This is a genomic window from Chryseobacterium culicis (assembly GCF_002979755.1).
In the GTDB taxonomy this organism is placed as follows: Bacteria; Bacteroidota; Bacteroidia; order Flavobacteriales; family Weeksellaceae; genus Chryseobacterium; species Chryseobacterium culicis_A.
The window spans coordinates 422,292-443,202 of record NZ_PCPP01000001.1 but is presented as its reverse complement, the minus strand read 5'-3'; the positions used below and the strand labels follow the sequence as shown (position 1 = coordinate 443,202).

The window sequence follows — 20,911 nt, the reverse complement described above, 5'->3', positions numbered from 1 at the left end:
GCAAAAAAGCACCGCCAGAGCGATGCTTTTTATTATTTTAAAATTGATTTTTTAAAGAGCCAAAACCCTTACATCAATTCTTCTGTTTTTCGCTTTGCATTCATCAGTGTCATTAGCTTCACATACAGGATGCTGTGATCCATATCCTTCTGCTTCTATTCTGTCTGCCGAAATACCTAACTCAAGCAGTTTAAGCTTTGCTGTTTGTGCCCGTAAATTAGATAACTTGAGATTACTATCCTCATTACCACTGTTGTCTGTATACCCCCCTAATTTTATTTTCAGAGCCGGGTAAGCATTTAGAATTTCAGCTAAAGTATTCAGCTGGAGTACAGATTCTGCTTTCAGATCACTTGACCCTGTTTCAAAATAAAGGTTTTCAATGGTATACCATTTATTAGGGTCTAGTGCCGATTTATCTTTTTGTTTAACTACATGATACAACTGGTAAAGCTGGCTGCCGTCTCCAATGGCTATTGTCTTTCCTCCATCCAGTTTTATTTTCTGAATATTTCCTGTTTCGTAAACAAAGTCTCCGTTTTCATTAAGATGTCCTTTAATTTCTCCCGGAATAACCGTAATTATTTTAGCATCTCCATTTACAGCCGCTGCAGTGCCGGAAATTCCTGTAAGACTTTCAATTTTCGCTTTTCTGTTCGCCTCAATTTTATCTTTATGTAAAACGGCCAAAGTAGGTGCAATAACCAAAGAAACAATAGACATTAATTTGATCAGGATATTCATAGATGGTCCTGAAGTATCTTTAAATGGATCTCCTACAGTATCCCCTGTTACGGATGCCTTATGAGGTTCTGAACCTTTATAATAAGTCTGACCGTTGATATCTACCCCTTTTTCAAATGATTTTTTTGCATTATCCCACGCTCCACCTGCATTATTCTGGAACATCCCCATCAAAACACCGCAAACCGTAGCTCCAGCAAGGAATCCACCCAGCACTTCAGGCCCGAAAATAAATCCGATTAAAAGTGGAGAAATAATGGCAATAGCGCCCGGCAACATCATTTTTCTAATGGATGCATCCGTAGAAATAGCTACACATTTTTCATATTCAGGTTGTGCTTTTCCTTCCAGAATTCCCGGTATTTCACGGAACTGTCGTCTTACTTCTTCTACCATCGCCATTGCTGCCTGTCCTACCGCTGTAATTGCTAATGATGAAAAGATAAACGGAATCATTCCTCCTACAAATAATCCGGCAAGGACATCTGCTCTGTAAATATCAATCCCGTCAATTCCCGCTATCCCAACAAAAGCTGCAAATAAGGCCAATGCTGTCAATGCTGCTGAAGCAATGGCAAATCCTTTTCCTGTAGCCGCCGTTGTATTTCCTACCGCATCAAGAATATCTGTTTTTTCACGGACTTCTTTAGGAAGCTCACTCATTTCGGCAATCCCTCCGGCATTATCCGCAATAGGTCCGAAAGCATCGATAGCAAGCTGCATCGCTGTAGTAGCCATCATTCCTGCTGCTGCAATAGCCACTCCGTAAAGTCCGGCACACAGGTAAGAACCATAGATTCCTCCTGCCAGCACAATAATCGGAAGCAAAGTAGATTCCATACCCACGGAAAGCCCACCGATAATATTGGTTGCATGTCCTGTAGAAGATTGTCTCACAATACTGGAAACCGGTCTTTTCCCCATTGCTGTATAATATTCTGTAATAATACTCATTAAAGTTCCTACTACCAGACCTACCATAATGGCTCCGAATACTCCCATTTTAGTAAATTCATGACCTCTGAGAACCATTTTTTCAGGAAGAATATAGGTTACCAGGAAGTAAGATGCAATAGCGGTAATCACGATACTTCCCCAGTTTCCAAGGTTTAAAGCATTCTGAACGCTGGAAGTAGATGAACCTTCATTATCATTAATTTTCACGAATAAAGTTCCGATCATGGAAAAGATAATTCCTGTTCCTGCAATCAGCATGGGTAAAAGAATTGGTGCAAAACCTCCGAACGCATCATCAGACACAGTTTCTCTACCCAATACCATCGTTGCCAGAACTGTTGCAACATAAGACCCGAAAAGGTCAGCACCCATTCCTGCAACATCTCCTACATTATCTCCTACATTATCTGCAATGGTTGCAGGGTTTCGGGGATCATCTTCCGGAATTCCGGCTTCTACTTTACCTACAAGATCAGCGCCCACATCAGCTGCTTTTGTATAAATACCACCTCCTACTCTTGCAAAAAGGGCAATGGACTCAGCTCCAAGAGAAAATCCTGTGAGAATTTCAATGGTCTTTTCCATTTCATGAGAATCAACAGTTGCTTCAGGTGCAAAGATCTGTTTAATAATCAGGAATAAAGCTCCTAAGCCCAGCACAGCCAGTCCGGCAACTCCCATTCCCATTACGGTTCCTCCGGTAAAAGATACTTTAAGAGCTTTTGATAGTGAAGTTCTTGCAGCTTCAGCAGTTCTCACATTCGCTTTGGTGGCGATTTTCATACCGATAAAACCGGCTGATGCAGAGAATATCGCTCCCACCGCAAAGGCAACTCCGATACTCCAGTGTGAATTGGCATTGCTTGAGCCCATCACCGCCAATAGAATGGCAACTACAACAACAAAGTACGTTAAGATTTTATATTCAGCCTTTAGAAAAGCCATTGCACCGTCTGCAATATGGCCGCTGATTATTTTCATTTTTTCATTTCCGGCATTCTGTTTATTGACCCAGTTGCTCTGAAGAAATGTATAAAGCAAAGCTATGACACCAAAAATTGGCACTAACATAAATAGATCCATAGTTTATTATTTTATATTAAAAAATTGAGATTAGTCTTATAAATATAATGAAATTATAAACACGCAATAAAATTCACTAATAATAATCTATTATTTTGTAAATTTGTTTCTCACCATGATTTGAATTAATTATTTATGAAAAGGATATTATATACTCTTTTTTTGCCTGTAATCATAAGCAGTTGTCAAAATAAGATTCCCCAAGAAAAAGCAGAAATACTCTATTTCGGAGGTCCTATTATAACAATGGAAGATACTCCTGCTCAAGTGGAAGCAGTAGCAGTTAAAGATGGGAAAATACTTTTTGCCGGAACAAAATCGGATGCTGAACATTTTTCAGTGCCGGCTACTAAAATCATTGATCTAAATGGAAAAACACTTCTTCCCGGTTTTATAGATGTTCACGGACATCTTACTTCAAGAGCCGGGATGATGGATGTTGTAGATTTATCTCCTGAGCCTTATGGCACCGTAAATTCAATTAAAGATTTACAGGTTACAATTAAAAACTACATCAAAGACAAAAAAATTACAGATAATATACCTGTTATCGGAAATGGTTATGATGATGCAATTATTATAGAACATCGTCATCCTACAAAAACAGAACTGGATGCTATCAGCAAGACCAACCCTATTATAGTTATTCATGCTTCAGGTCATGCCAGCGTAGCTAACAGTGCCATGCTAAAGCTTCTGGAAATAACAGAATCATCGAAAGATCCCGAAGGCGGCCACATTGGCAGGGATAAAAAAACAGGGAAACTGAACGGAAAATTGGAAGAAAATGCAAGTTTCACCGCATTATTGACCTTAACGGAAAAAATGAATAAAGGCAAGGATACCCAAGCTCATGCCATGGAAAATCTGATGAAAGCTCAGGATGAATGGCTCAGCTATGGACAGACAACTATTTGTGACGGAAGGACTATGGGAGAAAGTGTTGCTCTATTAGAAAAAGCAGCGCATCAACACCTTCTTAAAGCTGATGTTGTTTACTTTCCGGATTATGAATATTTCAAAAAGGATTTCACCAGTTTCAAGCCGAAGTATATGAAGTATGAAAATCGTTTGAAGCTAGCCGGGTTCAAATTTTCTGATGATGGTTCTCCACAAGGTAAAACAGCGTGGCTTACTCAGCCTTATTTAGTTCCCCCTGAAGGTCAGTCTAAAGATTACAAAGGGTTTCCCATCTTTACGGATGAAACATTATATAACGATCTGAAAATACTATTTCAAAACCATATAACTGCGCAGCTTCACGTCAATGGAGACGCAGCAATAGATCAGGCTATACGCGTTATTAAAAGGTTAAAAGATGAAAATATTTACCAACCGGAATTACGGGCAACATTAATTCACGTCCAGAACAGCCGCCCTGATCATATTCAAAAGATAAAAGAATTAGGTGTAATTCCTTCTTACTTTTCTACTCATGCTTATTTGTGGGGAGATTGGCATTATTCAAGTGTTTTTGGTCCTGAAAGAGCTTCTTTTATAAGTCCGGCCCACTCAGCATTAAAAGCAGGAATTACGTTTACCATTCATCATGATGCTCCGGTTACCCCACCAGATCTGATTACCGCAGTATATGCAGCAGTGAACAGGAAGACACGGTCAGGAATGATTTTAGGTCCCAATGAAAGAATCTCTCCAATCGAAGCTTTAAAAGCCATTACCATTAACGGAGCCTATCAGTTGCAGGAAGAAAATACAAAAGGTTCTATTAAAGCAGGTAAAATAGCCGATTTTGTTATTCTGGATCAGAATCCTTTGACAATAGCCCCAGAAAATCTCAGAAGTATTAAGGTTCTGGAAACAATAAAAGATGGAATTTCCGTATATAAAAGAAACTAAATCTCTTTTACCAGCATTATAATATCCCTCAAGACTATACTGAAAATAAAAAAGCAGATGAAAATTCATCTGCTTTTTTTATGTTTGGAAAGAAAATCTTATCCCCCGAATTTTTCAGCGTAATCAGCCTGAGAAGCTTTGATTACTTTTCTAGCGTGCTCTGCTCCGTATACCTCCTGAATTCTGCATTTTGCAGGCTCATCCGGTAGGTTTTTATACGTAAGGAAATAGTGCATTAATCTTTTTACTTCAGCTTCTGGTAATTCAGAAATATCTCTGAAATGTCCGAAAGCGTGGTCATTAATCATTACTGCAACAATTTTATCATCTGCTTCACCTCCATCAATCATTTTGAAACCACCGATTGGAATAGCTTCCATCAATAAACCTCCTGCATGGATATTGTGAGAACTTAAAACACAGATATCAAGCGGGTCATGATCTCCCATTGTTACATCATCAGCTCCAGCTTCTATAGCAAGTTTCATAACTTCATTGTGGCAGTAAGTTCTTGGAACAAAACCATATAAAGCAGGGATAATGTTAGAGAATTTCTGCGGCCTGTCTACCTTTAAATATCCTGTTTCTTTATCTACTTCATATTTAATAGTATCTGAAGGAACAATTTCCACAAATACGTTTACAACATTTGGCGCATCTTCTCCTGCAGAAATTCCGTGCCATGGATGTGCTTTAAAATTTGGAATCATTATTTATCTGTTATTTTTTAAGTTATTATTAAAATTTCTTTTCTTAAGTCTTCTATTGTTTCAGCAATATAATCGTTGCCTTCCATATAATTCATGATGAAAATCGTTTTGAATTCATCCAGCTGAACATCCCCTTTCAACCCGTCATACGTTTTGTGAAGCAGTTCTATAATTGCATTTTTTGAGTCTACGATATTCTTCCATGAATTTTTTGTGATATATAACTGCTGTGACGAGTTATATTCAAATTCTTCATTGATTGTTTTTTCTGTCAGGAAAATAAATTCATGGGCAGCCAATCCACTATCAAACCTTTGAATAAGATTTGACGGCTTCATTCTATCCAGAAACAAAGTCATTCTTTCATAGGAATGTGCTTTATTCTCTGAATTTGATTTCACGCTGAGCAGTTTGATTTCCTGGTTCTTAAGAGTAATGTATGAGTGTACAAATTGTCTGAGCAAAACCAGAAAAGGAATTGCAATAATCAATGCAAATGCATAGGGTAAATATCCTGAAAGACTTGTCATAATTTTAGACTGCAAAATTACTAATTATTTTCCGTCTTCTAAAGAGTTTTTAAAGATATCCACTTTAGAAATTTGTATATAGATCAACGCGAGTATAATTATGAGATAAAAGCCAAGCATCATCCTGTTTACCAGCGACGGAAAAACCAAAAATCTCAGCATTACAGTTGTATAAATAATAGCAAAAAACAAGAGTTGAGCCTGATTCTTTTTATTACGGAATGTAAAACGGTTAGCCAATATGATCACAATAAAAATCAGCAACAGAGGAAAATAGGAAGAGTTAAACTCAAGCATGATATTACTTTTAATAAAGTGAAAATAATCGGCAAAGGAAAACGGGTCAGGTTGTGACACAGGATAAATCTGAACTTTAGTAAACTGATTCATAAAAAGTGTAGACCACGACACCTGATTAAAAGCCTGCACTGAAAAGAAAGAAAGAAACAGATACCCATATGATAACACCAAGGGAACTGTGTTAATCTGAAGCCTGTTTCTGTAAAGGGAGATGAATGCATACAGGAAAGTATAAAAAATAAAATATTCCGGTCTTGTTAATACACATAACATGGCCAATATCCCTGCAATAAATAAATTTCTTCTCACTAAAAATACATAGAAACTTAAAAGAAGTAACAGACATGATAAAGAATCTGCAGAAACATGTCTGGCTGATTCCGACAGAGGTTTAAACAGTGAAATTAAAACAGTAAGGATAAAGGCAAGAGGGTAATTTTTCAGAATTTTTATCAAAAAGCTGAATATCAAAATAAGAATCAGCGCATAAGAAATAATTGAAACCAAAGAGATTGAAGCAGAAGCACTGAAACCAAGCTTAAATAATGACCAGCTCATAAAATTATAAAAAGGTTTTACCACAAAAAGCTGTAATTCTTCTTCGTAGGCCTTAGGATTTTGTGAGATGATTTTATAATAAGTACTCTCTCCTTCTGCCACTTCTTTCACCGTAGGATTTACAGAAGCAAATCCTGCAAAATCGGGGGCTTTTTCCCGCAATTCATCATATACTTTCTGATGAATTTCCTCAATTTTCATTTCAGGATATTCCGTTTTATAAATCAGCCCCATATAAGCTTCCATATCAGTGTTGTAATAGTGGTTGGTATACAGGTAGTATGACATGAAGCATACATAGATTGAAAATATAAAAACAAGAATATTCTTCTTTTTTTCCATACACTGATATTATAAGAATACAAATGTAAAAAAACTATCTTTTTAAATCCGTATTCCTATCAAAAGGTTTATGAAGAGGATTATCCTGCATTAAAGCTCAAACAAAGCCGGCCTTTGTGTTACTTCATGGTAGCAAACACTATTTTCATCAAAAAAATGGTAGACTAAACTTTTTCTGGTTCTGTTTTTATCCGTGTGAGGTTCTCCGCCATGAAGAATATTGGCATGCCAGATTAATAAATCACCTTTTTTTGCTTTAAAGATTTCTTTCTTTAATCCTAATTCTTTTACTTTCTCTTCAAGGAAAGTTTCATAGGCTCTGTAGCTTTTCTTGCCGATTTTCAAGTCTGTACCTTCATTATCGTAATCAGAATTCAGGAAGTAAGGTAATTTATGGCTCTTAGGAATATAGTGCAGAGCTCCATTGGTTTCATCTACATCTTCCAGGGCAATCCATACTCCCAATAGTCCACCCAAAGGATAAGTAGTCATGTGAATACTGTCTGAGTGTGTTTTCTGCTGGCTTCCGTTAATGAAGTTGATACTTTGAAAAAGCTTGGATTTCCCGTCCAGTAAAACCGATAAAAAGTCTAATAAATCCTTATCGCTTCCAATATTTTTAATGATTTCTGAATGATGAATGGCAAACATCAGTTTTCCTCCGTAAATAAACTTCAACGTTCCGTCTTCCATCAGTTTATCAATTTCGGTATTGATCTGATCCGCTGTTTCCGGAGTGAGGAAATTTCTAAGAATCAGATACCCGTTATCATCATACTGAAGAACACTTTCTTTATTTTCTTCCGTAAGCTTCTTAAAAAAGGAAGTTTCCGTAAGCTTTGAATAATCTACGGCTCTTTCCCTCGAAGGAAGATGGGCAAAATCTTTACTCGAAATACTTGAAAAATAGTTCTTATTGATTCCGTATTTTTTATACAATGGAATATTATGCTTTAATTTACTCTTTTTAAATAAGTTATAAAGCATATATGATAATTTGTACTGACGAATCTGTTGTAACATAACTGTTTTACTAAGGATTTTATAAAGTTACGGAATATTACTTAATTAGAACCAATCTAAACAATGCTTTTCATCATAAAAAAGACTTTCCTCTTAACATAAGATACCCTAACTTTTTAAAAAGGTTCTTTTTTGAATTTTCAATAATTCCGTATGGTCTTAATTCCGGTCGGAATCCTCTGAAAAACTCTTCAATATTGGGAAGTTCACCTCCTTCAAAATCAAAAACACAGGTTTCAATATTTTCTTTAATGACATGATCAATCAAAACGGAAGCTCCTGATAATTTGACATAATCCTTATCATTGAAATTACCTAAAAGCGCTACCATATTACCGTCCGAATAAGTAGCAATCATATTAACGATCTTATGCTGATAGTAAAAAGCGGTAAACTTCAGATAGCCCAATTGGTAAAAACTCTCAAAAATCCTCATGAATTCAGATAAATCATGATCTTTGTTCAGCCCTATCGTATTGGCTTCAATAAAAGTTTTTGCTTTGTCATAAGGGATGGTTTTGATTTCCGATTCTTTTAATACAGCTTCATCTAACCGAAGTTTTCGCTTTCGTTTTGGGGAATATCCGGCGTATACTTTTTCATAAGTATTAGGATATAACAAAAAATTTTTCTTGATTCTCATCTTTGAGCGAAGCTGATTGAGATCATTGAACGGATAAGCTCTGATCATGTAATTCTTTTCCAGATACTCTAAAAAAGCTTCATTGAGATCCACATCGTCTTTACCAGAAAAAACACCAAGCTGCTGACAAAGTTTTGGATTATGTACAATTTTCATCCCATATTTTCTTACAAATGGCACTGGCATTACTGCTTCGTAGTCTTTATAAACCAGAATTTCCCAGGGCATTGTAGAAGTAGTGTCTAAAAAATCTTTTGTAGCAGAATATTTTCTCTGTTCGGAATTCTCTAAACATTGAGCATATTTTACAAAATCAATTTCATGGTATTTCAATCTTCTAATCATAATAATCCTGCGTCCGAGAAACTAAAATAAGAATCCTGCGTGACAATAATATGGTCTAAAAGCTGAATACTTAATGTATTTCCTGCTTCTTTTATTTTTTTTGTGATATTGATATCTTCCCTGCTTGGTTTTAAGCTTCCGGAAGGATGATTGTGGGCAATGATAATCCCTGTTGAAAAATGATCCAGGGCTGCTTTATAGAGTGTTCTTACGTCTACAATAGATTGGCTGATCCCTCCCTGTGTGAGTTGGGATACATGAATCACTTTATTACTGTTGTTAAGGAAAATTGCCCAGAACTCTTCTGTTCTCAGATCAGAAAGCTGGTTTCTAAGAACGGCATAAGCATCATGACTGTTGCCTATTATTACTTTTTCAGGAATCTCCTGCACAGCTCTTCTCCTCCCTATTTCCAACGCTGAAATAATTGAAATAGCTTTGGTAGCACCAATTCCTTTGAATTTCATCAGATCTTTAACAGAAAGCAAACTCAGCTGATGCCAGCTGTTATCGACAGAGTTTAAAATCTTTCTTGCCAGTTCCACAGCATTTTCATCCTTATTTCCGCTTCCCATAATAATGGCCAACAGTTCAGAATCAGAAAGTGAGCTTTTGCCTTTCTGCAAAAACTTTTCTCTGGGTCTGTCATCTTCTGCAAGAAATTTTATAGCCATGGAAAGAAGATTATATTATGAATTAATAGAATGCATATAATATGATCGGTTTCTTTGACTGATCAATGTATTTAGCCGTTTCATTAAAAGCATTTACCGAAAGCATGGGACATCCTAAGCTTAAACATGCCGGAACCTGAGATTCCGCATCAGGAATACATCCGTAAGAATGAAGAACAATGGCTCGTTGCATTGCATTGCTGTTTGTAGAATCAAGACCGCTTAAGCGATATGCTTTTCCAAACTTTCCCACATAGCTTTCTCCAATGGCATATTTTCCAAGAGATGACTGATAGGAACCTTCAACATTACTGAATTTTAAAGCTTCTGATCGTGGAATAACGGAACCAGAACCGTGAGACACTACAGCCTGCTGTACAATGGTGTTATTTTTAAGATTATAAATGAAGTAGCGGTATTTCCCGGAAGGAATCTTAAAATTGATAAAAACAGCCAGTTCCTGATTATACTCTTTCCCTTTAATATAGCTTTTAACTTCCGAAATCCTTATCTGAGGAATACTCAATGAATTCAACTGCTGAGATTCAGCTTTTGAACAGGAAATTAGGATTAAAAAAAGGAAAATAAAGTGTTTCATCATCTGGTGCGGTATACTTTTACTCTATGATCATTCCGTCTTTCATAACGAGCTTACGGTCTGTAATTTCTGCAAGATTCGGATTATGGGTTACAATCACAAAAGTCTGATCATACTTGTCTCTAAGATCAAAAAACAATCTGTGAAGATCATCTGCGTTCTTGGAATCCAGGTTTCCTGTAGGCTCATCCGCAAAAATAATTTTTGGTGAATTGATTAAAGCCCTCGCTACAGCTACCCTTTGTGCTTCTCCACCCGAAAGCTGGTTAGGTTTATGCTGCAGTCTTTGTTCTATTTTTAAATCTTCAAATAAAGCATAAGCCTTTTCAAGCGCTTCTTTTTCATTGGCCCCAGCTATTTTGGTGGGAAGCAATACATTCTCCAGCGCTGTAAACTCCGGAAGAAGCTGATGAAACTGAAATACGAAACCGATATTCTGATTTCTGAATTTTGACAACTGTTTATCATTCATATTAATAAATGATTCTCCTGCTATTTCAATTTCAGTATCATATTTGTTGAATTGAGTCGGATGATCCAGCGTTCCTAAAATCTGCAGCAATGTAGATTTACCAGCCCCTGATTCTCCCACAATAGAAACCACCTCTCCTGTTTTGATGTGAATATCAACTCCTTTCAGTACTTCTAAATTCCCATAAGACTTATGGATATTTCTTGCTTTAATCATGATTCAAAAATAGTAATTTGATTTTGAAATTACACCAAAAAATACAGTGATAATTTTCAATTTTCAAATGGGTATAACAAAAAAAACCTCCCGTTCTGGGAGGCTTTATTATTTTCAATTCAGAAAATTACAGTAACAATGTTAATGGACTTTCTAAATATGTTCTTAACGTTTGTAAGAATTGCGCACCTGTAGCACCGTCTACCACTCTGTGGTCACATGCCAATGAAAGTTTCATGGTGTTTCCAACTACGATCTGACCATCTTTAACGATTGGTTTCTCGATAATTGCTCCTACTGAAAGAATGGCAGAGTTTGGCTGGTTGATGATACTTGTGAATGTTTCAATTCCGAACATTCCTAAGTTAGAAATAGAGAAAGTAGATCCTTCCATTTCGTTCGCCTTAAGACCTTTACTCTTCGCTCTTGAAGCCATATCTTTTACCGATGCAGAGATCTGAGTGTACGTCATCTGATCCGTATTTTTCAATACAGGAACTACCAATCCGTCAGGAATAGCTACTGCTACACCAATATTGATATTTCCTCTGTGGATGATCTTATCACCTGCCCAGCTTGAATTTACCTGAGGGTGTTTTCTTAAAGCAATTGCAGTTGCCTTAATGATCATATCGTTGAAAGAGATTTTTGTATCAGGTAAAGAATTGATTTCTTTTCTAGCCTCAATCGCTTTATCCATATTGATCTCCACCATCAGATAGTAGTGAGGTGCAGAGAATTTACTTTCAGAAAGACGTTTTGCAATAATATTTCTTACCTGAGAGTTTGGAGTCTCTGTATCTTCACCTTGTACGAAGTTTACTGCAACAGGAGCAGCGCTTGCTGCAGGAGCTGAAGCAGCTGGTTTCGCAGCTGGCTGATAATTTTCAATATCTTTTTTAACGATTCTTCCGTTTTCACCAGATCCCTGAACACTATTGATGTCAACCCCTTTATCCTGAGCCATTTTCTTAGCCAGTGGAGAGATTGCTACTCTGTCAGAAGATGAAGAACTTACAGCCGGAGCAGCTTTTTCTTCTGTTTTAGCTTCTGCTTTTTGTTCAGCTGGTTTTTCAGTGGATACAGCAGCTGCTTTCGGAGCTCCTACAGCTGAAACATCAGTTCCTGCAGGGCCGATAATTGCTAATACTGAATCTACCGGTGCAGCACCACCTTCTTCTACACCCTGCTTCAATAATACTCCATTGAATTCAGATTCGAAGTCCTGTACTGCTTTATCTGTTTCGATCTCAGCAAGAAGATCACCTTCTTTTACTGTGTCGCCTACATTTTTGTGCCATTTAGCTACTTTACCTTCTGTCATTGTATCAGAAAGTCTTGGCATTGTAATAACTTCTACTCCTGCCGGAACTTCTGCAGCAGCAACAGGTTCAGCAGCTTCTGTTTTAGGTTGTTCTTCTGATTTTTTTTCTTCAGAACCTGCACTGGGAGCAGCAGCTCCTCCTGTCAACCCTGAAATATCTTCTCCTTCATTCCCGATAATAGCTAAAACAGAATCTACAGCAGCAGCAGCTCCTTCTTCTACACCTACGTATAAAAGAGTCCCTTCTATTTCAGATTCGAAATCCTGAACTGCTTTATCAGTTTCAATTTCAGCTAAAATATCTCCTTCTTTTATTTTATCTCCTACTTTTTTATGCCATTTTGCCACCTTACCTTCCGTCATAGTGTCGGATAGGCGGGGCATCGTAATTACTTCTGCCATAATTTATTTTAATTTGAAAATTTAGCCATCTGAAAATTTGAAAATTAAAAAAGGACCTATTTTATCACATTTTCAAATTCTCAAATTCTCAAATTAACTCATTATCTTTTAGTTTTCTAATTTGTCTAAGAATGGATAGTCTTCCTGAGCATATACATATTCATAAACCTTCTCAGCATCCGGATATGGAGAATTTTCCATAAATTCAATACACTCTTCAACAAAGTCTCTTGACTTGTTATCCATAACTTCCAATTCAGCTTCTGTAGCCCATCCGTTTTCTAAAATTCTGTGCTTTAAAAGTTCGATTGGGTCATCATTTTTATGAAGAGCTACTTCTTCTTTAGATCTGTATGGCTCAGCATCAGACATAGAGTGACCTCTGTAACGGTAAGTTCTTGCTTCAATGAATGTAGGTCCGTCTCCTCTTCTTGCTCTTTCAATAGCTTCATAAGCAGCTTCTGCTACTTTTTCAGGATCCATAGCATCTACAGCAAGGCAAGGCATTTCATATCCTAATCCTAATTTATAGATATCTTCGTGGTTGGCAGTTCTTTTTACGGAAGTTCCCATTGCATATTGGTTGTTTTCTACAACAAATACTACAGGAAGTTTCCAGTTCATTGCCATGTTGAAAGTTTCATGTAAAGAACCTTGTCTTGCAGCACCGTCTCCGAAGAAACAGATGTTCACTGCTTTTCTGTCGAAATATTTATCAGCAAAAGCAATCCCAGCACCTAATGGAATTTGTCCTCCAACGATACCGTGTCCTCCATAAAAACGGTGTTCTTTACTGAAAATGTGCATAGATCCACCCATACCTCCGGATGTCCCTGTAGCTTTACCACAAAGTTCCGCCATGATTCTTTTAGGATCTACTCCCATCGCCATTGGATGGATGTGACATCTGTAAGCAGTAATCATACTATCCTTTGTCAGATCCATTGCATGTGTAAACCCGGCAGGGATAGCTTCCTGACCGTTATACAAATGTAAAAATCCTCTGATCTTTTGTTTTAGGTAAAGAGAACGGCATTTGTCTTCAAACCTTCTCCACATTGTCATATCTTCATACCACTTCAGGTATACCTCTTTAGAAAATTCTTTCATGTGTTAGCTCTTGCTTTTTTATGATGAAATAGTTGAGCAAAATTATGAAAAAAACTTTGTTTTTATTCTATACATAGATAACTTTTCGATTTTTCTGTAAAATCTATTTGCGGGCTGAATGGATTATTCTTAATTTTCGAGCCCTTGATGTCTCAATAAAACCACGTTCACTCCACCACTTTTCAACGACAGAATGTATAGAATATCCCTATTTATCTGACTTTTATAAAATAATAAATAAGAATAAAACATCAGGATTTCTTTATCCCTGCTTGTTGGCAACTTTCATTTTTAATTATTGTTAACATACCTTTTGGTTATTTCAACAGCTCCTTTTCCGGAGAAAAATCGGTAAGTCTCAGAGTTCTGTCTTCAATTTCATTAACGAAGTTACCATATTGCTTTGCTGTTCTTGCTTTAATCTCCTTCCATTCCTTATCCGCCATAAATCCTTCCCAGGCTGTTTTCATCTTTGCTTCATCTTTCCATTCCAGCAGGTAAACAAATTCTGTTTTATCTGCGAACTCCGATTCCCAAATGGCTACAATGGTAAAGTCATATTTCTTCATTATTCTCAAGGCGTGATCTCTGAAACGGTCAAGAAAAACCTGTTTATTTTCTTTTGGAACTTCATAGATTCTTAATTGATGTACAGGTCGTAGTGCAGAAGTATTTCCTTCGGAAACCTTTTGACCAAAAGCGATGTGGCCTGATATGATAAATAATAATGTGATGAGATGTTTCATTGTAATAATGATTAAAACTGATGAATTAAAATTAAACATTTTCTGCAAAATTTAATATGAATGTAAAGAAGTAAAAAAACATTTTTACATCAAAACTCCCTGATATTAAATCACTTTGCTCATTGCTTTATTCTTCCTGTTCCACCGCCTGCCCTTGTTTTTTGAGGTGATAATGGTATATTTGATTTTTAAACTTGATTATGGAAGAAAAACAGTCTTCATTACTACACAAAATTTCAAAAGTCATTTCTGATTTTTTTAATCCATTGGTCTCTCTGATCATTTTCTTTGTATACATGAGCGTTAGGGAATACACCTTTAAAGATTCTATGCTGTATTTTCTTCCTATATTATTAATGATTATCATTCCGGTGATCATCTGGCTGGTATGGAATGTGAAAACAGGAAGATACACCAATATGGATGTCTCCAACAGGGTTCAAAGGAAGACACTCTACATATTTATTGCCGTGTGTGTGATTGCTTATCTTATCTTCCATTATGTCAAAACCGGGTATATTGATCTTGTCATGCTCTTTATTTTGGTGCTGCTTTTCGCCCTTCAGATCAGCAATCTTTTTATCAAAAGCTCGATGCATACAGCGTTTAATATATTCGTTGCAGCTCTATTTTTCTCGCTTAACTGGAAAATGGGTCTGGCATGGCTGGGAATCGCTATTTTGGTCGGAATTACCCGGATCATTTTAAAGAGGCACACCGTAAAAGAAGTATTTATGGGCGCTGGAATAGCTTTTCTGGTATCTTTTATCTATCTTTATTGCAATATTCAATTTCAACATTAGAATACTCTATGAAAATAAATCATCTTACTGCCGCAGAAGAAAACTTTATGAAGCTGTTTTGGAGAATGGAATCTTTCTATCTGAAGGACGTTATGGAGCAGCATCCGGAACCGAAACCACACCAGAACACGGTTTCCACTTATTTGAAAATATTAGTTGAAAAGGGTTATCTCTCCACTGTAAAAGAAGGAAGAATCTTCAAATACAGCGTACTTGTTCCTTTGGAAGAGTATAAAAAATTTCTATTGAAAGAGCTTTCACATAACTTTTTTAATAATTCAGGGAAGGAAATTCTGGAACTTTTATTAAGTGAAAAATTAATCTCCCAGGAAGATATGAAAGGATATTTTGATCTTAAAATCGAAATAAAACCTGCAAAAATTGAAGAACCAAAGTTTGAATTTGCTGAAGAAATTTTAAGTCCGAAAAAAGAGAAGAAAACCAAAGCAAAGGAAAAAGAAAAGGATAAAGACAAAAAGAAGAAAAAGAAGAAAGATTAATTTAAAAATTCAAAAAACACCAAATAATGAAAACAAAATTCCAGGAAACCATAAGCCGGGCCAATGAAGTCATTTTCCGATATCCCATGATTTTGGCAATGGCTTTATTAGCTTCTATTGGCGCCATATACCTTGTTGAAACAGAGCGCAGTGAAATTACTTCTTATATAAAATTTACTATTTGCGCCTGTCTGGGGATTTCCCTAATGTTTGCCTTAAAAATGCTATCCCAAAGGATAGGAAAAGAAATCATTCTGAATGCACTTGGCATCATTTTTCTGATAGGTTTTTATTTTATTCTGCCTGATAAAAAGAACCGTTTTACAGAAGTCTACGCTTACATCATTGCTGTTACCGCTCTCCTCTCCCATTTACTGGTATCTTTTGTTCCGTTTCTGGAAAAAGACAAGGAGCTCAGATTCTGGCAGTACAATAAAAATCTTTTTATCAATACCTTTCTAACCGCTGTATTTACAGGAGTTTTAACGGGCGGAGTTGAATTAGCCATTTTAGCGGTTGACAAACTTTTTGATTTTAACTTCCATGACAGAATTTATAGGGATACATTCTTTGTGCTTGCTATTTTTGGAAGCAGTTTTATTTTCCTTTTATTTAATGATAAAGGCTTAAATAACCTTGAAAAAGATGGCACCTATCCTGTTGTTTTAAAGTTTTTCACTCAGTTTATTTTAATTCCATTACTCCTTATATATGTAACTATTCTTTATTTCTATTCTATTAAAATATTAATCAACTGGCAGCTTCCCAGAGGTTGGGTTTCTTACCTTGTTCTAGCATATAGTACCGTTGGGATTCTGGCACTGCTCCTGGTTCATCCGTTGAAAGAAGAAAACGCAAAATCCTGGGTTAGGATATTTTCAAAAGCATTTTATTATACGATTGCCCCTTTGATTGTATTGCTTTTCACTGCTATTTTCACCAGAATTTTAGAATATGGTTACACAGAGCCCAGGTATTTCGTTCTCCTGCTTGCCCTATGGCTCTTAAGCATTGTCATTTACTTTATTTCCAGCAAAAAGGCTACGATAAAGTTTATTCCGGTCAGCTTATTTTTATTTGGAGCTTTTGCATTGATTTTCCCTTACCTGAATGCTTTTAGTGTCGCTAAAAGAAGTCAGAAAGCAGAATTAATGGATATCTTAAACAAGCATCAGCTGATTAGTGCGGGCAAGATTAATTTTCAGAAAAAAGTTACAGACACAGTCCGTAATGAAATTGCTGATAAATTTGAATTTCTGGCTGAAAGAAAGCAAGTTGAATTTTTATCCACTCTACTGAACGAAAAAGACCAGGCTGAATTATCGGATAACATTAACGATGGTACATTTTACAGTATAAATTATAGCATCCAGAACAAATTTTCAGATGTAAATATTACGGTAGATAAAAGGCCTTATGAAATGAACAGGCTGGTTCTTGTTCCTGAAAAACAGGTGGTAGAAATCGGAAATTATCAATATTTAATTTCCTTCCACCGTTATGGCAGCGATCCCCAAAAACTGAATGATGACCAGTTTGAACTGGTAGATCAACTGACCGAAAATTCCTCATTAAAATTGAAATTAAATTCAAAAGAAGAAATAGATTTTGGACCACAGATCATTCGACTGTTTGAGGAAAATAAAAACAAAAACGGAAATGTAAAAGTTCCTGAGATCGCTATGGAATCTGATTTAGACAAGTATCATGTCAAACTGATTTTCAGTGAAATAACAAGAGAAAAATACGCTGATGATGACAAAGCCAGCATGTATTACGAAAACGTTTATATACTGATAAAGTTGAAATAAAATACGTATTAAAATAAAAAAGGCTATCCTGAGGATAGCCTTTTTTATGGATATAAATCGTTTTTTATCTATTGGTACCTGAACTCCATACTGGGGAATTTCTTCCGTAAATCACCAGGTTTCCGTCATTTTGTACTGTTAGTTTTACAGCTCCTCTGTTGTTTGTGTTTGAGCTCCATACCGGTCTGTTATAAGAATCATATACTACCAGGTTTCCATCACCTTGGAATTCCGCTTTACTTCCTCTGTTATCAGTAGCTGTAGCCCAGATAACATTTCCATTTCTACTCGCTAAAACAAGATTACCATCATCCTGGAAAACCAAATAGTAACGTCCATCTGAAGAATATAATTTGGCATCTTTACGAAATCTATATCCGGTGGATACATAATCTCTGCTTCCATAACGGTCGCCATTGCCCCAGCCATTATTATTTTTAACACCTCCCTGTGAGGCCCATAAAGGAGTGGATCCATTATAAATAACAAGATTACCATCATCCTGAACGGATAACTTATTAGCTCCTTTACCATCAGTATTTGAACTGAAAGCAACTCCATTGCCTCTTGTATACACTACCAGATTACCATCTTCCTGAAAAATTGCTTTTGCCCCTCTATTAGTAGTTTTTGACTCCCATGCAGGAGCGCCGGATCTATTATAAAATACAAGATTTCCATCATTCTGAAAAATCAGATAGTACTCATTGTTATCCGCCCAGTACTTTCTGTCCTGTCTGATAGTCTGTCCTGCATAAATGCTTTGTGCATTGATTAATACTCCACCAAGCCCCATCATTAATGCTAATAAATGTTTTTTCATTATAATTATTTTTTGATTGATTGATAATTCTCTAAAATTGTGCCAAAAACATCACAATATCTCACTCCAAATTCTAATTAAATGATTTGCTGGAAATTAAACTCCATAAAAAAAGCGGCTAAAAAGCCGCTTCATATTTTTACCAACGATTTCCGCCGCCTCCGCCACGGTTGTTGTTACCACCATAGCCTCCGCCTCTGTTGTTGTTATTACCATAACCTCCACCTCTGTTGTTGTCGAAGCTTCTTCTTGGCTTCTCCTCTCTTGGCTTAGCTTCAGATACGTTTAAAGTTTTTCCGTTGAATTCTTTTTGGTTAAGAGCTTCAATAGCTTGCTGTCCTTCTTCATCACCCATCTCTACGAAACCGAAACCTCTGGAACGACCAGTTTCTCTGTCTGTAACGATTTTAGCTGATGATACATCTCCAAATTCTGCGAATAGATCGTGCAACTCATACTCTTTAGTTGCGTAATTGATGTTTGAAACAAAAATGTTCATTTTAAATAAATTAAAAAATTAATAAAAATTTGGTATATAAAAGAAAAACAACATAAATTAATGAACAAATATTGATTCCAAATATAAACGTATGCAAGATACAATTAAAAATTTCAAATCAAAGCTTTTTTTAAATATTTCTCACATTATGTTGAGTACAGGCTATCAAAACCTCTAACAATACAGTTTAAATACCTGAAAAACAGTAAGTTACATTAAAAACAATATTACGTTAAATTATTTAACATTTAACGTAAAAAAATGGCATTTATTCGGCTTAATCCTGTTTTTATATTTGCAAATCCACTCTATTATTCAAGTTTTTAAAATTTAACATTAAAAAGATGAAACAATATACAACCAATTACACCAATACTTTTATTGAAATTGCTGAAGACTGCCCGGTTTCCATGGCACAGATTCCTCCTGAAAAAAAAGTAAAAACGCTCGCCAACCTTCAATATGAAGCGCTCATACAACACCCTTATCAATATTCTTCAGACGATATTATTTTTGGATGTCATGCTATTAAAAATGATATTTCAGATAACGAGATGCAAGAAGAAAGAGAAAAATTCTTTTCCAAAGGACAGCCATGCCTCCGCTGTTCTCCTTTAGCCAAAAAATATGGATTTGGGTTCCATCATCACTCTGAGGGAAAAGTCGCTCTCATTCCTGTAGAAAACAAAGAATATCAGATATTACTGAATGATGCTTCTATAACTAAAGCCAAAGCGATGCGTTCCAAAAGAAAATGATTGAGAAAATGAATGATTCTTTTCAGATCAATAAATACTATTCTTTTGAAAAGATCAGCTTTTAACACTAAATTTGTACTGCAAATTATTAATTATTAAAAGACATGAACTACCATACCAGAAAATGGGTAAAACCCGAAGACTTAAATCCCAACCATTCGCTTTTCGGAGGAAGACTCCTTCAATGGATTGATGAAGAAGCTGCCCTTTACGCTATTATCCAATTGGAAAATACAAAAGTAGTAACGAAATTCATCTCTGAAATCAACTTTGTAAGTTCAGCCAAACAGGGAGACATCATAGAAATAGGAATTGAAGCTACCCATTTCGGATCTTCTTCTATTACTTTAAGATGTGATGTAAGAAACAAAATGACTCATCAAACGATTATTACTGTAGAAAGAATTGTCATGGTAAACCTTGACGCAGATGGCAATCCCGCTCCTCACGGCAAAACCCAGATTGAATTCGTAAAAGACAGATTAAACAGCGGTCTATGAAGATATTCATAAAAAATATGGTCTGCAACAGATGCATTGCGGCGGTGGAAAACATTTTCCGCAATGCAGAGGTAAAAACAACTGCCGTTTTATTAGGTGAAGCAGAAACAGAATCTGAAATTTCTCCTGAAAAAATGCAGATCATAGAAAAAGAACTGCTTGATACGGGGTTTGAAAGAATCATGGATTCCGCACATCAGATTGTTGAAAAAATCAAAAACCTGATTATTGCAAAAATCAGTGACCTTGATATTGCTGAAGACTTTCTGCTTTCGGAATTTTTAAGCTCAAAACTCCATAAAGACTACAGTTCTCTTTCAAAAACGTTTTCACAAAACGAAAATATCACCTTAGAGCAGTTCTTCATCCTTCAGAAAATTGAAAAGGTAAAAGAACTTCTTCTATATAATGAATTCAACCTTACCGAAATTGCGGGAAAACTTGGTTATAAAAGTGTTCAGCATCTTTCTACCCAATTCCGTAATGTAACAGGATTCACTCCCACAGAGTTTAAAAAACTTAAAGAACACCATCGCAAAGCGCTTGACAATCTTTAATATGTTTGAGTGTTTGAGCGTTTAGG

21 protein-coding genes are annotated in these 20,911 nt (G+C 36.0%); 7 read left to right on the top strand and 14 right to left on the bottom strand.

The genetic code is table 11. The annotated features are described in order from the left end of the window. Positions 1 to 51 precede the first annotated feature (51 nt). Positions 52 to 2,784 carry a sodium-translocating pyrophosphatase gene (locus CQ022_RS02100; RefSeq protein ID WP_105682578.1) on the bottom strand — a complete coding sequence of 911 codons (2,733 nt, stop codon included), beginning with the start codon at positions 2,782 to 2,784 and terminating at the stop codon, positions 52 to 54. 135 nt (positions 2,785 to 2,919) lie between these two features. Between CQ022_RS02100 and CQ022_RS02095 the strand changes: the two genes are divergently transcribed. After that, entirely contained in the window at positions 2,920 to 4,641 is a 1,722-nt protein-coding gene (locus CQ022_RS02095) for an amidohydrolase (RefSeq protein WP_105682579.1), read from the top strand. 98 nt (positions 4,642 to 4,739) lie between these two features. Here CQ022_RS02095 and CQ022_RS02090 read toward each other — a convergent pair whose 3' ends face one another. The 11 genes from CQ022_RS02090 to CQ022_RS02040 all read right to left on the bottom strand — a co-directional run bounded on the left by CQ022_RS02090 (position 4,740) and on the right by CQ022_RS02040 (position 14,634). Beyond that, on the bottom strand, positions 4,740 to 5,351 hold the full coding sequence (locus CQ022_RS02090; RefSeq protein ID WP_047495607.1) for an inorganic pyrophosphatase: 612 nt from the start codon (positions 5,349 to 5,351) through the stop codon (positions 4,740 to 4,742). Positions 5,352 to 5,368: 17 nt separating this feature from the next. Then, positions 5,369 to 5,881 carry a hypothetical protein gene (locus CQ022_RS02085; protein WP_105682580.1) on the bottom strand — a complete coding sequence of 171 codons (513 nt, stop codon included), beginning with the start codon at positions 5,879 to 5,881 and terminating at the stop codon, positions 5,369 to 5,371. Positions 5,882 to 5,905: 24 nt separating this feature from the next. After that, complete coding sequence (locus tag CQ022_RS02080) at positions 5,906 to 7,081, bottom strand: hypothetical protein (protein ID WP_105682581.1); 1,176 nt, start codon at positions 7,079 to 7,081, stop codon at positions 5,906 to 5,908. 90 nt (positions 7,082 to 7,171) lie between these two features. Further along, positions 7,172 to 8,104 carry a phytanoyl-CoA dioxygenase family protein gene (locus CQ022_RS02075; RefSeq protein WP_105682582.1) on the bottom strand — a complete coding sequence of 311 codons (933 nt, stop codon included), beginning with the start codon at positions 8,102 to 8,104 and terminating at the stop codon, positions 7,172 to 7,174. Between the two features lie 73 nt (positions 8,105 to 8,177). Further along, on the bottom strand, positions 8,178 to 9,092 hold the full coding sequence (locus CQ022_RS02070; RefSeq protein WP_105682583.1) for a hypothetical protein: 915 nt from the start codon (positions 9,090 to 9,092) through the stop codon (positions 8,178 to 8,180). Next, positions 9,089 to 9,766: a RadC family protein gene (gene radC / locus CQ022_RS02065; RefSeq protein WP_105682584.1), complete on the bottom strand. Its 678-nt coding sequence runs from the start codon at positions 9,764 to 9,766 to the stop codon at positions 9,089 to 9,091. Before radC ends, CQ022_RS02070 begins: the two co-directional genes overlap by 4 nt. A gap of 22 nt (positions 9,767 to 9,788) precedes the next feature. Beyond that, positions 9,789 to 10,367 carry a murein L,D-transpeptidase catalytic domain-containing protein gene (locus CQ022_RS02060; RefSeq protein WP_105682585.1) on the bottom strand — a complete coding sequence of 193 codons (579 nt, stop codon included), beginning with the start codon at positions 10,365 to 10,367 and terminating at the stop codon, positions 9,789 to 9,791. A 16-nt stretch (positions 10,368 to 10,383) separates the two neighbouring features. Then, positions 10,384 to 11,052, bottom strand: coding sequence for an ABC transporter ATP-binding protein (locus CQ022_RS02055; RefSeq protein ID WP_105682586.1), 669 nt, complete (start codon positions 11,050 to 11,052; stop codon positions 10,384 to 10,386). A gap of 127 nt (positions 11,053 to 11,179) precedes the next feature. Beyond that, complete coding sequence (locus CQ022_RS02050; protein ID WP_105682587.1) at positions 11,180 to 12,778, bottom strand: dihydrolipoamide acetyltransferase family protein; 1,599 nt, start codon at positions 12,776 to 12,778, stop codon at positions 11,180 to 11,182. Between the two features lie 108 nt (positions 12,779 to 12,886). Next, entirely contained in the window at positions 12,887 to 13,888 is a 1,002-nt protein-coding gene (gene pdhA / locus CQ022_RS02045; RefSeq protein ID WP_105682588.1) for a pyruvate dehydrogenase (acetyl-transferring) E1 component subunit alpha, read from the bottom strand. A gap of 317 nt (positions 13,889 to 14,205) precedes the next feature. Further along, complete coding sequence (locus tag CQ022_RS02040; RefSeq protein ID WP_105682797.1) at positions 14,206 to 14,634, bottom strand: NIPSNAP family protein; 429 nt, start codon at positions 14,632 to 14,634, stop codon at positions 14,206 to 14,208. A gap of 200 nt (positions 14,635 to 14,834) precedes the next feature. Here CQ022_RS02040 and CQ022_RS02035 point away from each other — a divergent pair, with 200 nt between their 5' ends. Genes CQ022_RS02035 through CQ022_RS02025 form a run of 3 tightly spaced genes read left to right on the top strand, consistent with a single transcriptional unit; the run spans position 14,835 to position 17,748 of the window. Further along, a complete protein-coding gene (locus CQ022_RS02035; protein ID WP_105682589.1) occupies positions 14,835 to 15,437 on the top strand; it encodes a phosphatase PAP2 family protein in 603 nt (200 codons plus the stop codon). An 8-nt stretch (positions 15,438 to 15,445) separates the two neighbouring features. Then, positions 15,446 to 15,937: a BlaI/MecI/CopY family transcriptional regulator gene (locus tag CQ022_RS02030; protein WP_105682590.1), complete on the top strand. Its 492-nt coding sequence runs from the start codon at positions 15,446 to 15,448 to the stop codon at positions 15,935 to 15,937. Positions 15,938 to 15,963: 26 nt separating this feature from the next. Then, positions 15,964 to 17,748 carry a DUF4153 domain-containing protein gene (locus CQ022_RS02025; RefSeq protein ID WP_105682591.1) on the top strand — a complete coding sequence of 595 codons (1,785 nt, stop codon included), beginning with the start codon at positions 15,964 to 15,966 and terminating at the stop codon, positions 17,746 to 17,748. Between the two features lie 64 nt (positions 17,749 to 17,812). Here the strand turns inward: CQ022_RS02025 and CQ022_RS02020 are convergent, their stop codons facing one another. Further along, positions 17,813 to 18,571 carry a PQQ-binding-like beta-propeller repeat protein gene (locus tag CQ022_RS02020; RefSeq protein ID WP_105682592.1) on the bottom strand — a complete coding sequence of 253 codons (759 nt, stop codon included), beginning with the start codon at positions 18,569 to 18,571 and terminating at the stop codon, positions 17,813 to 17,815. Between the two features lie 139 nt (positions 18,572 to 18,710). Then, a complete protein-coding gene (locus CQ022_RS02015; RefSeq protein WP_105682593.1) occupies positions 18,711 to 19,070 on the bottom strand; it encodes an RNA recognition motif domain-containing protein in 360 nt (119 codons plus the stop codon). A gap of 344 nt (positions 19,071 to 19,414) precedes the next feature. On the opposite strand from CQ022_RS02015, the gene CQ022_RS02010 reads away from it, so the two are divergent. The 3 genes from CQ022_RS02010 to CQ022_RS02000 all read left to right on the top strand — a co-directional run bounded on the left by CQ022_RS02010 (position 19,415) and on the right by CQ022_RS02000 (position 20,885). Next, on the top strand, positions 19,415 to 19,828 hold the full coding sequence (locus tag CQ022_RS02010) for a DUF6157 family protein (RefSeq protein WP_105682594.1): 414 nt from the start codon (positions 19,415 to 19,417) through the stop codon (positions 19,826 to 19,828). A 104-nt stretch (positions 19,829 to 19,932) separates the two neighbouring features. Continuing rightward, on the top strand, positions 19,933 to 20,328 hold the full coding sequence (locus CQ022_RS02005; RefSeq protein WP_105682595.1) for an acyl-CoA thioesterase: 396 nt from the start codon (positions 19,933 to 19,935) through the stop codon (positions 20,326 to 20,328). Further along, positions 20,325 to 20,885: a helix-turn-helix domain-containing protein gene (locus tag CQ022_RS02000; protein ID WP_105682596.1), complete on the top strand. Its 561-nt coding sequence runs from the start codon at positions 20,325 to 20,327 to the stop codon at positions 20,883 to 20,885. Before CQ022_RS02005 ends, CQ022_RS02000 begins: the two co-directional genes overlap by 4 nt. Positions 20,886 to 20,911 lie beyond the last annotated feature (26 nt).

What these genes read in the sequence shown, in the direction of transcription:
- CQ022_RS02025 (WP_105682591.1), top strand. Translation starts at nt 15,964, where the DNA reads ATGAAAACAAAATTCCAGGAAACCATAAGCCGGGCCAATGAAGTCATT.
- CQ022_RS02090 (WP_047495607.1), bottom strand. Translation starts at nt 5,351, where the DNA reads ATGATTCCAAATTTTAAAGCACATCCATGGCACGGAATTTCTGCAGGA.
- CQ022_RS02055 (WP_105682586.1), bottom strand. Translation starts at nt 11,052, where the DNA reads ATGATTAAAGCAAGAAATATCCATAAGTCTTATGGGAATTTAGAAGTA.
- CQ022_RS02005 (WP_105682595.1), top strand. Translation starts at nt 19,933, where the DNA reads ATGAACTACCATACCAGAAAATGGGTAAAACCCGAAGACTTAAATCCC.
- CQ022_RS02030 (WP_105682590.1), top strand. Translation starts at nt 15,446, where the DNA reads ATGAAAATAAATCATCTTACTGCCGCAGAAGAAAACTTTATGAAGCTG.
- CQ022_RS02035 (WP_105682589.1), top strand. Translation starts at nt 14,835, where the DNA reads ATGGAAGAAAAACAGTCTTCATTACTACACAAAATTTCAAAAGTCATT.
- CQ022_RS02060 (WP_105682585.1), bottom strand. Translation starts at nt 10,367, where the DNA reads ATGATGAAACACTTTATTTTCCTTTTTTTAATCCTAATTTCCTGTTCA.
- radC (WP_105682584.1), bottom strand. Translation starts at nt 9,766, where the DNA reads ATGGCTATAAAATTTCTTGCAGAAGATGACAGACCCAGAGAAAAGTTT.
- CQ022_RS02070 (WP_105682583.1), bottom strand. Translation starts at nt 9,092, where the DNA reads ATGATTAGAAGATTGAAATACCATGAAATTGATTTTGTAAAATATGCT.
- CQ022_RS02020 (WP_105682592.1), bottom strand. Translation starts at nt 18,571, where the DNA reads ATGAAAAAACATTTATTAGCATTAATGATGGGGCTTGGTGGAGTATTA.
- CQ022_RS02080 (WP_105682581.1), bottom strand. Translation starts at nt 7,081, where the DNA reads ATGGAAAAAAAGAAGAATATTCTTGTTTTTATATTTTCAATCTATGTA.
- CQ022_RS02015 (WP_105682593.1), bottom strand. Translation starts at nt 19,070, where the DNA reads ATGAACATTTTTGTTTCAAACATCAATTACGCAACTAAAGAGTATGAG.
- CQ022_RS02040 (WP_105682797.1), bottom strand. Translation starts at nt 14,634, where the DNA reads ATGAAACATCTCATCACATTATTATTTATCATATCAGGCCACATCGCT.
- CQ022_RS02010 (WP_105682594.1), top strand. Translation starts at nt 19,415, where the DNA reads ATGAAACAATATACAACCAATTACACCAATACTTTTATTGAAATTGCT.
- CQ022_RS02050 (WP_105682587.1), bottom strand. Translation starts at nt 12,778, where the DNA reads ATGGCAGAAGTAATTACGATGCCCCGCCTATCCGACACTATGACGGAA.
- CQ022_RS02100 (WP_105682578.1), bottom strand. Translation starts at nt 2,784, where the DNA reads ATGGATCTATTTATGTTAGTGCCAATTTTTGGTGTCATAGCTTTGCTT.
- CQ022_RS02000 (WP_105682596.1), top strand. Translation starts at nt 20,325, where the DNA reads ATGAAGATATTCATAAAAAATATGGTCTGCAACAGATGCATTGCGGCG.
- CQ022_RS02085 (WP_105682580.1), bottom strand. Translation starts at nt 5,881, where the DNA reads ATGACAAGTCTTTCAGGATATTTACCCTATGCATTTGCATTGATTATT.
- CQ022_RS02075 (WP_105682582.1), bottom strand. Translation starts at nt 8,104, where the DNA reads ATGTTACAACAGATTCGTCAGTACAAATTATCATATATGCTTTATAAC.
- CQ022_RS02095 (WP_105682579.1), top strand. Translation starts at nt 2,920, where the DNA reads ATGAAAAGGATATTATATACTCTTTTTTTGCCTGTAATCATAAGCAGT.
- pdhA (WP_105682588.1), bottom strand. Translation starts at nt 13,888, where the DNA reads ATGAAAGAATTTTCTAAAGAGGTATACCTGAAGTGGTATGAAGATATG.